This is a genomic window from uncultured Gimesia sp., from assembly GCF_963972345.1.
GTDB lineage: Bacteria > Planctomycetota > Planctomycetia > Planctomycetales > Planctomycetaceae > Gimesia.
In genome coordinates this window covers 1-9,944 of record NZ_CAXAVM010000243.1, presented here as the reverse complement: position 1 = coordinate 9,944, position 9,944 = coordinate 1, and the positions used below count along the sequence as shown (strand labels likewise).

The 9,944-nt window shown below is 47.6% G+C and carries 8 protein-coding genes; 6 read left to right on the top strand and 2 right to left on the bottom strand.

The features are described 5' to 3' along the window. Window positions 1-558 precede the first annotated feature (558 nt). The 4 genes from AACZ40_RS26060 (at window position 559) to AACZ40_RS26045 (ending at window position 6,337) form a co-directional block, all read left to right on the top strand. On the top strand, window positions 559-741 hold the full coding sequence (locus tag AACZ40_RS26060; protein WP_291172820.1) for a hypothetical protein: 183 nt from the start codon (window positions 559-561) through the stop codon (window positions 739-741). A gap of 89 nt (window positions 742-830) precedes the next feature. Then, window positions 831-1,121 (top strand): transcriptional regulator, encoded by a 291-nt coding sequence (locus AACZ40_RS26055; protein WP_291172823.1) that lies wholly within the window; start codon window positions 831-833, stop codon window positions 1,119-1,121. A 689-nt stretch (window positions 1,122-1,810) separates the two neighbouring features. Continuing rightward, window positions 1,811-2,506: a response regulator gene (locus tag AACZ40_RS26050; protein ID WP_291172826.1), complete on the top strand. Its 696-nt coding sequence runs from the start codon at window positions 1,811-1,813 to the stop codon at window positions 2,504-2,506. Window positions 2,507-2,815: 309 nt separating this feature from the next. Continuing rightward, on the top strand, window positions 2,816-6,337 hold the full coding sequence (locus AACZ40_RS26045) for a mechanosensitive ion channel domain-containing protein (RefSeq protein ID WP_291172827.1): 3,522 nt from the start codon (window positions 2,816-2,818) through the stop codon (window positions 6,335-6,337). Window positions 6,338-6,355: 18 nt separating this feature from the next. On the opposite strand, the gene AACZ40_RS26040 is transcribed toward AACZ40_RS26045, so the two are convergent. Together AACZ40_RS26040 and AACZ40_RS26035 are read right to left on the bottom strand one after the other, a co-directional pair. Beyond that, window positions 6,356-6,808, bottom strand: coding sequence for a YiiD C-terminal domain-containing protein (locus tag AACZ40_RS26040; protein ID WP_291172830.1), 453 nt, complete (start codon window positions 6,806-6,808; stop codon window positions 6,356-6,358). Between the two features lie 114 nt (window positions 6,809-6,922). Next, complete coding sequence (locus tag AACZ40_RS26035) at window positions 6,923-7,699, bottom strand: hypothetical protein (RefSeq protein ID WP_291172833.1); 777 nt, start codon at window positions 7,697-7,699, stop codon at window positions 6,923-6,925. Between the two features lie 375 nt (window positions 7,700-8,074). Here AACZ40_RS26035 and AACZ40_RS26030 point away from each other — a divergent pair, with 375 nt between their 5' ends. After that, a complete protein-coding gene (locus AACZ40_RS26030) occupies window positions 8,075-8,815 on the top strand; it encodes a hypothetical protein (RefSeq protein WP_291172836.1) in 741 nt (246 codons plus the stop codon). Between the two features lie 204 nt (window positions 8,816-9,019). Next, window positions 9,020-9,944 (top strand): hypothetical protein (locus AACZ40_RS26025; RefSeq protein WP_339676461.1); only part of this gene is annotated, 925 nt, incomplete at its 3' end.

Sequence of the window (9,944 nt, the reverse complement as noted above, 5' to 3'; positions counted from 1 at the left end):
CACGTTCCAGATAATTGCGATCCATCAGAGTATGGGTAATCCGAAACACGGCATTCTTATTGAGTGAGAGCCGTGTCGCCAGTTCGCTGATCCCCAGGCCCTCGGGAGCCTGATTCAGTGCTTCCAGAACATCCAGGCCCCGCTCCAGCGCTGGCACACTCGTCGTCGCCGCTTTCATGATTTCTCCGACAAAGTCGTCTGTCCCACATACGTAACGCGTCACACCAGAATAACAACGTCGAATTACACAGTCAATTTAAATTCTTCCGGAATGGTCTTCGCTCTGATGATTCGCTGCGATCTTAACCCTGACGGCCCCTTCCCCTGGGAGAGTTGCGCAGAGCATCATCCGTTTTGCGCATCTGCGCAAAAGGTGGAAGCGGAATTTCCGGCCATCGATTTTTGAAGGCAATCTGATTCTCTCGGGACAAAATACTTTGCGCCTCATTCCCTCATCGAGGGATGAATCAAAACCTAGACTTTTTTCACAGCGGATCTGTTGATCAGAAATACTGACATCAGAGAGTCACTTCCTTCCATTGATCTGAGGAGTTCGTCATGCAGAAATTCGTCATTGAAAAACTGTCCGAAAAGATCCCGATTGTCCGTGATGAATTATGGAGCGTTTACGTTGCAGACAAACCGAAATTCACAGGTACCTTGAAACAATGCTGTGACTGGGTTCAGGCCCCTGAAATAGAGCGGTCGTCCCGCCCTGCTTCGCTCTTGGGAATCTGGTAATCGGCAAAACGTAAAGCTGGATATCGACAGGCAAGTCAGCAGTAATTTTCCATACTGACTTCGAGTCATAAGCTTAAGGAGTTTCCCTCATGAATCAAAAAGCGATTCGTTTTAATCAACCTGATCCTGATGCAATACCTGCAGAAATAGCTGCACTCGGTGAAATCATTTCGACATTCCCTTATCCGGAACAGAAACAACTGGCAGACTGCTATCACAAAATTGTGAAATACTCTCAGCGGAGAATCGAGATTCTGAATATGCTGACCGATTCCCTGGCCCAGATGCGACTTGATTCAAAATTCCTGTTGTTTGATCTGGATATGACACGGGAGGAACGGGATCAGGCGATTGCACAACTCGAAGAACGAGAATGGTAAAGGCATTCAAACCGAGTTGCCAACCGTAGTTCCGGAACCAGAATATACAACCGTTTCATGCCAGCTGACTCACTGTGATGGCATGGGTTTGAGTATCGAAAAACAGGACTCTGAATGATTTCATTTCCCTATCAGGAATACCGTCTATTGTATAAACCATTTTACCTAGAACCCTTGATAAGCTACCGAGTTATACCTCCAGCAGGCATCTAACAATGAACATTTTTTTGTGTAGAAAGGTGCTACATTCGTCAAAAAAGGAACCCGAAGCTTTTGAATAGTAGGTTCACAGAAGATCTGCAGTCAGAACGCGCAGGCAAATTGTTGAAATGTGATAGAATTTTGTAATGTAACATTTCAGGACTCTTTGCATCAGTCGTGCAGGATAATCCCTCCCTTTCTTTGAATCATAAGAGAGAAGATTTTCCTGACAGATTTGATCATCGTAGTCCTGTCATAACTGAGCTCGCTGTCCCAGGTGACTGTATTGAATTCTCCGCAACAGAAATCAATGCATCAAGGTCTCCTGCAAAATCTCTATCTCAAGTTCAGTGACATGTTATTTTCGGGCTGAATACTGTTGTTTTTCTTTCATGAGAAAAACATGACAGAGACGTTATGAAAAACATTCACGACACCGAAACAGGATCACCTGTTTTGTTTCGGAACTTAAGATGGTGGCTAATCTGATGAATAATCAACTTAAACTACCAGCCGATTATTCCCCTCGGGTGTATATTGTTGATGACGACGAAGCAGTGCGTTCTTCCGTCACCGATCTGATTGATTCCATGGGTTTTCAAGCCGACTCTTTTGCTTCAGCCGAAGAATTTTTTTCAGAGACTGACAACCAGATTCGTGGATGTGTCCTGTCCGACCTGCGCATGCTGGGTTGTAACGGTATCGAACTGTTGAAGCTCATGAAGTCAACGGGATACGAAATACCCACCATTATTCTCTCAGCCTATGTGGATGTATCCAATACCGTCGCCGCGATGTCAGAGGGCGCGCTGACGGTAATGGAAAAACCATATTCGGAACAGGAATTGTGGGACAGTATTATTGCTGCCATACTCCTGGATTCAGAACAACGGCAGGGACGTTGCTGGCTGGGTGAATTTCAGAGAAAAGTAGACCGCTTAACAGCCGGGGAATCGGAAGTGATGCAACTTCTCCTGAAAGGGAAATCCAATAAAAGTATTGGACATATTCTGGACCTGTCACAAAGAACGATAGTGATGCGACGTAAATCGATATTGCAGAAATTTGAAGTGGATAACCTGATTGACCTGGCGAAGTTAATTACCAAAGCTCAAATCATCCAACAGCATCTGTCTCCCTATTCCAGTATGATCGATACAGAATCCTTCCAGCAGGACTCCTGACAAATAGTTTTAATCATTCATCACCGATTAAACTTATCCTGCACCTGCTGTTCCTCCAATTCCTGACAGCCTCGTTGATAAACGGAACAGATCAACAGATGTCTGCTGTTGCCGATAATCAGTCGGGAAATACCGCTTTTCCGATTTGAGGAAGGAAGAATTCGTCCGATTGCACACTTTGATCATTACTTGGCTTTGATCCTACCTTGCTCTATTCTACTGAAAACTACTAAACTGGGCGACGTTCAATTTTGAAAAGGCACCTCATCTGCCAAATCAGCTTTATCTATTTGAGAAACATGATCTCGTATGCCCGTTCGTTCTAATTCGCTGAAATCATTTTTATCACCTGTCATCTGCCTGTGCCTGATTCTGTTTTCGATCATTCAGGCTCAAGGACAGACGCAGACCGACGCCCCTACCCCGACTTCCCCTCCAGCAACACCAGCGCCAGCGACGCCTGCCGCGACTCCACAAACACCAACAGTTACCAGTGAGACCGTGCAAAAGCGGATCGAACAGCTGAAAGAGGTGAAAGACCTCTCTGAAGAGAATCAGAAGAAGGCCCTCGATTTTTATAACCAGTCTCTGGACAATCTCAAGAAAACAACTGATTATCAGTCTGACGCACAACGAAATATCGAATCCGCTCAAAATGCGATGCAGCGTCTGGAGAATTTAAAAGCGGAGATTGAGAAGCTCAACAAGCAACCGGCTCTCACCTTTACAGAAAACCAGACACTTGCCCAGTTAGAACAGCAACTGGTCCAGGAAGAAGCCGAGCTGGAAAAAGACAAAGCTGCTGCTGCCAGCTGGGATGAAGAAATCGCCCGCCGGTCAACTCGTCAGAAAGAAGTTCTCACCCGGGTTACCGAACTGGATGACCGAATCAGTGAGCTGGAGAAACAACTGAAACTGCCTGTTCCGGCTGATGAACCAGCAGCGGTCACCGATGCCAGAAGAATGGAACTCGCCACACGGTTGAGCATGCGAAAAGCAGAAAAGCCCGCCCTGAAAAGCGAATTGACTGTTTATGAAGCCGAAGAAGCAATTGGCTTCCCCCGGATGAATCAGGATTATTTAAAGCTCGAAGTAAAAAAACAGACTGAGCGTGTAGACGCGCTGAAAGCGCAGATCAAAAAGCTGCGCGATCGAGAAGCCGCGATGCGGGTGCGGGAAGCAAAGCAGCAGGTCTTCGAAACGAATCCACTCCTGCAGCCACTTGCTGAAAAGAACCAGAAATATGCAGAAGAGATTCTGGAACTGACTCGCAAGATCGAGACCACTGATAAAAAATACTCTCAATCAACGAAGATTCTCGAAGAGCTCAGAAAACAGTTTGACCAGACCAAGGCAAAAGAAGATTCCATTGGCCTGACTGGCCCGATTGGCTTAATGCTTCGCAGTCAGCAGGCAAACCTGCCCGATATTGAAACCCGTAAACAGGACATTGAAAAATACAGTAAAACGATCGACCAGGTAAATCTGAAACAGTTCGAACTGGATGATGCCTGGGCAGACTTTCCCTCGGTCGATGAAAAGTTTGATGAAATCAGACAAAACAGTTCGCGCCAGATGACAGAAGAAGAAGAACTCAATCTCAAAAATATCATCGAAGAAACGCTGACCAAACAAAAAGAATACCTGGACACACTGATTCGCAGCAATAAAAGCTACTTCACCAAACTGCTTGATATCTATACCACGGAAAAACAACTGGTCAAAGAGACGGAAGCCTATGCCGACTATATTCAGGAACGGATTTTCTGGATCAAGAGTTCGCCTCCCATCTCAATCTCAGAAATCAAACAGACTTCCCACACACTGCGGTGGCTGTTTTCTCCCACCCACTGGAAACAGGTCTATACAGCTGTGGGAGAGGATGTATTCAGTAATCCTGTCATTTATTTCACAGCATTTTTCTGTTTCCTCAGCCTGTTGTATCTGGCATACAATGTGCGTCAGCAGCTAAGGATTATCAATAAAGAAATCATCCGCAGCAGTTTTCGAAAATTCGGGATCACCGCGCGAGTCGCGTTCCTCACATTGTTTATTGCCATTGTCTGGCCTGGTTTCATCTGGTTCATTGCCTGGCGGGTAGGCAGTCACCCGGATGTCCCTCCGTTTGTCAAAGCCGTCGATTCCAGTTTACGCCAGGTAGGCTGGCTGCTGTTTTTCTGGGAGCTTATCAGACAGATCTGCCGTCCCCTCGGTCTGGGAGAATCCCATTTTGGCTGGTACAAACAGACCGTATTATATGTACGTAAAAATATTCGCTGGGTCATTCCCATTTCCATCCCCCTGCTGTTCATTACCATGCTGTTGCATGGGAAAGAAGTCGATCGCACACAGGACCTGCTCGAACGCCTGTTTTTCATCGCCTTGCTGGTTGCTTATACAATTTTTGCCCGTCGTGTATTTCACCCGCGATCCGGACTATTTCAATCCATCATGAATTACAACCATGAAGTCTGGTATGACCGCCTGAAATTTGTGGTTTATTTCCTGGCCTTGTTTGTTCCCTGCTTACTGATCTTCCTGGCTCTGATTGGTTTCTACTTTACAGCCATGAGCCTGTTCCACCTGATCTTTCTGACGCTCTGGCTGTTCCTGGTCGTCATTCTTTTCAGAGCGATTTTATTACGCTGGATTCTGATTCATCACCGTAAACTCAGCTACCAGCAGAATCAGGAACGCCTGGATGCATTCCGCAAGGAATCACTCGAATCCAGTTCAGAAACGAATATTGCCGGAATCACTACCGAAGAAGAGAACCCGGCTGATCTCACCAAGATCTCCGCCCAAATCAAAAAGCTGGTGAATGCCAGCATGGCGGTCATTCTGCTGGTAGGAGCATTCTGGATCTGGGGGGATACTCTGCCGGCCTTTAATCGGCTGGATAGTGTCGACTACAAACTCTGGTCTACCGCAGTCGAAGTCGTTGGAGAAGACGGCAAAGTTACGGAACGGCTGGAACCTGTCACCTACCTCGACTTTGGCATGGCGTTGATCTTCGCTGTGTTTGCTGTTGTCGCGACTAATAATGCACCCGGTCTGCTGGAATTTCTGGTCCTGCAGCGATTGCCTCTTGAAGCTTCAGTCAAATATGCGATCACCACACTCGCCCGTTATTTTGTAGTCTTGATTGGAATTTTTGTCGTCTTTTCCACGATGGGAATAGGCTGGACCAAACTGCAATGGCTGGCAACCGCGTTAACCTTCGGCCTGGGTTTCGGACTTCAGGAAATCTTTGCCAATTTCGTTTCCGGTCTGATTCTCTTGATCGAACGCCCGATTCGTGTCGGCGATATTATCACCGTCGACGACATTACCGGCATGGTCTCCCGGATACGTATGCGTGCCACCACGATTACCAACTGGGATCGCAAGGAATATATTGTCCCGAACCGCGATTTCATTACTGGCAAACTGCTTAACTGGACGTTAACCGATTCGGTCAATCGTATTACTCTCACCGTCGGTGTAGCGTATGGATCAGACACAAATTATGCCTCTGATATCGCCTTGAAAATTCTCACTGATCATCCCCTGGTTCTGGAAGATCCGCCGCCAAGCATCACCTTTGAATCCTTCGGAGACAGTACCTTAAACCTGATTTTACGGGCCTATCTGCCGGACTTGGATAAACGCCTGGTTGTCATCCACGAAATCCACACGGCAATCCATGAACAATACGCCAAAGCAGGAATTGAAATCGCCTTTCCTCAACGGGATATTCACTTGTATTACGAAAATAAGTCAAGCTTCATCGCACCACCTGAGATACAACCGACAGAATCAGAATCTCAAAATCTCCCTGAAGACAAGTAACCTGATCTCTGAAGCTGTTCATAATACTTTTGCGACAAAGATTCCTTTTATGACCGCTGCAATTTGACCGTTGACTTTCACTGTCGATTCTAACGCGATTCGTCCGCGCTGTTTTCGCTGAAGACTGTCATGAAACAGTGACCAGACACGATCGTCGGGCACAGGGCACTCTGCAGTAAAATCGGATTCTATCGGTCGTAGAAACTCAATTTCGCTTTTCTGGATGACGATTTTATATTTTTGCAGATCGGCTCTGAGTCGCAGATGAATCAAGGTCCAGCCTGCCAGGATTCCCAGGCTCGCAATACTGCCTCCAAAGGCGGTCTCCTGATGATTCAGGTTGGGGGTCAGTTTGGCGCTCAGTTTTAACGCCCCCTCAGAGACAGGCAAAACACTGAACTGCATTGCCCGTGTCACTGGAATGTGCTGATGCAGGTAAGCAGTCACTTCCTCGACATCAAATTCCATCATTGTCCCTTCCAGCCAGATTCGTATCACATTCAGAAACAGCTTCTGAAGTAATACTGAACTATCCTCGAAGAAAACACAACCGTTGTGAAATCGAACCTTTCTCCGGTTCCACTTTCAGTCTGCAGAGGGAAGTGGCGGTAATAATTCCGGACCACCACTCACAGGCGCCTTCGGTTTGGGTGGTTGTGCCGACGGAAACTGAGGTAACGATTTTCGGGCAGGCTGCCAGTCATTTTCCCGATCCGGCATCAATGGCTCAACCGGTTGAGTTTCAGGCCGTGAACGGTTCTCTTTGAATTCCTGTTCAGGAACAGGGGTCGGAAAGGTTTCTCGAACAGGCGGACGAACAGGCTGCGGATTGAAATGCGCCTGCAACTGGCTGATGTTCGCCTGCATTCCTTCCAGTGTCTGGTTTAAACTTTTCATTTCACGCTCTGGTATCATCCGGTAGGGAAATCCTCGATACTGAAATCGGGGCTGGGGATAACCATTCCCCCCCTCAAAGATATAACCGTTTGGTCCCGTTGGTCGGATGACAGGCTCTCTGAGAACAGGTAATGGCATGACAGCCAGTGAATGGTCTAAATCATCCACCAGTCGTTCCAAGTCTGACAATGCCTGTTGCATGCCCTGCACCGGTGCCTGCAGGATCATCATTCGATGGATATTATCTGCCAGTTCATGAATTTCATAGGCCTTGTCGAATAACTGACGTTGTCCCCTGATCCCGCGAAACCTGGTGCGTATTTCTCGACAGACTGTAAACGAGTCTCGGTTAAGACTTTCCCCCAGAGTCGCGACATCCGTCTGTTGCGCCTGTGCAAAATTCACTGGAATTGAGCTGAGTAAAATGACTGCGATATTGAATGGACTGTGAATGGTGCGAAACATCTTGCTTTCTTTCTGCTCAGGTCACTCCCTGCCAGGCTGACTTGATGAACGATTGACCGCCAGACTGCAACAGTAACTGGTTGATGAAAAGGCAAAGCATGTTCCTTTCATTCAGCAAACTGGCACACTACATCTAAATTACTGCAGTCCAGTCACTTAACTTCTAACACTTCTCCCCCGAACAAATGGAAAGACCGGTTGTCCTCACAAGTTCTGATGTAAATTCGATGACAGTTGCTTCAAATTGATCTCAAAGCGGCGGAAACCAGATTCCCTGCCCTTTCTTCCGATGTCTGATTCAGCGTATAATTACAAATTCTGCATACAAATTCTGCATAAACACAATCCATTCAGATACTTCGGAAGTTTTTCACCATGCCCCTCACGACACGTACGTTTGGTCCACTCAATTGCCAGATTTATGATCAGTTACCTGCCGATCAATCCCCGGAACTCATTGTCATTGTCAGTCATGGCTTTGGTGCCCCGGGAGATGACCTTGTTCCCCTGGGCCCGGAGATCCTGAGAAATCAACCTCAGCTTTCAGAGCGCGTCCGATTGATATTTCCAGCCGCCCCACTTTCTTTATTGGAGATGGGAATGCCCGGTGGGCGGGCCTGGTGGATGCTGGATGTCGCGGAACTGAATGCTGCGATTGCATCGGGAACGATCAGGGACCAGCGGGATAAAACACCCGAAGGGTTGATTGAAGCAGGTCAGCAATTGCTGGAGTTCGTTCTGGCTGTCCAACAGGAATCGGGATTACCATTTTCCCGGATCGTTCTGGCCGGTTTTTCACAAGGTTCAATGGTCTCAACTGAAATTGCTTTTCAGTTGCCCCAGCCACCGGCAGCACTGGTGATCTGGTCTGGTACGTTACTCTGCCAACAACGCTGGGGACAACTGGCTGACCAGTCACCTCGATTTCCAGTTCAACAGAGTCACGGAACCCAGGATCCGATTCTCCCCTTCGCGGGAGCCCTCTGGTTAAAAGAGATGCTGGAACGGCATGATTTTCCTGTCGACTTTTCTGAGTTTGTCGGTCCTCACACAATTCCCGAAGTCGCAATCGAAAAATTCAGGAATCTGCTTAGTGATCTGACGGGCAGTCATTGAATGAAGAACTGGTTAATCTGCGGAAACCCTTTATTTGTAAAGGCAATGCATTGAGACTGATCCCACTCCAAGCCATAATATCACTTGATCCGTTAATTCAGCGCGCTGCGTAACTTCTGCGTACTTCGATATTTCCGTACACCGTAATTTCCGAAACTGGTCGCCAGGCGAAACCTCACCTTGTCGAAACCAGAATAGAAACACATGAAATCATCTCTGTTTGTTCGATTCTCGATTCTGCTGGTCCTGCTGCTGAGCATCCTGTTAAACAGTTCGTTCTCTCTGGCAGCAGATCCCCAGACGGACACCCTTGAAGTTACTGATCTCCAGGTTGGCTTTGATGGTCTGTTTAAGGTAGGACGCTGGGTTCCAGTCTACGTTGAATTAAAGACAGAAGAACCTCTCGAAGTCCAACTCTCTGTGATTACACTCTCACCGGATGGTAATCCCACCGAAGTTCCTTCTCAGGTCTATTCACTCAAAACCCCGGGAACGTACCAGCTGTTTTCGGAGTTTAAAAGTGGCCTGCTGGATAGTCCCCTGAAAATCCGCCTGCGGGATGCTGAGACGCAATCAATCCTGAAAGAGTTTTCTTATGCGCCCCAGTCCAGACAAAATCGGTTCATGGGAATTGGTTTGAAACAATCTGTCGAACTCTGGGCCACGATAGGTGCCATCGGTGGACTGGAGCCAGTCTCATCCGACTCACTGCCAGAACTCGACCAGAATCTTGATCAATATGTCACCTTGATTGAAGACCAGGCATCTCTGCCCGAATCGGCTTATGGCTATGATACGCTGGATACCCTTGTCGTAGATGCCGATTTCTCTTCGGGAACTCAAAAAAACAAGGCGATTCGCGAGTGGGTCGCTAATGGCGGTCACCTGGTATTATGTGTCGGAGAAGATGGAGACGCGTATCAGCAGAGTGAATATGCCAGTTGGGTCCCCGTCAAAATTCTGGGTACATCTAATGTTCGAGACTTGAGCAGCCTGGAATTATTTGCTGCTGTCCGCTCCCGTATTCGCGGAGTCGCTACTGCCAGCCGCATTGAAATTTCGACCGGCGAGATTCTGGCCACCGGACTCGATGGTCCCCTGTTGGTCCGGGTTCCTTATGGCTTTGGAA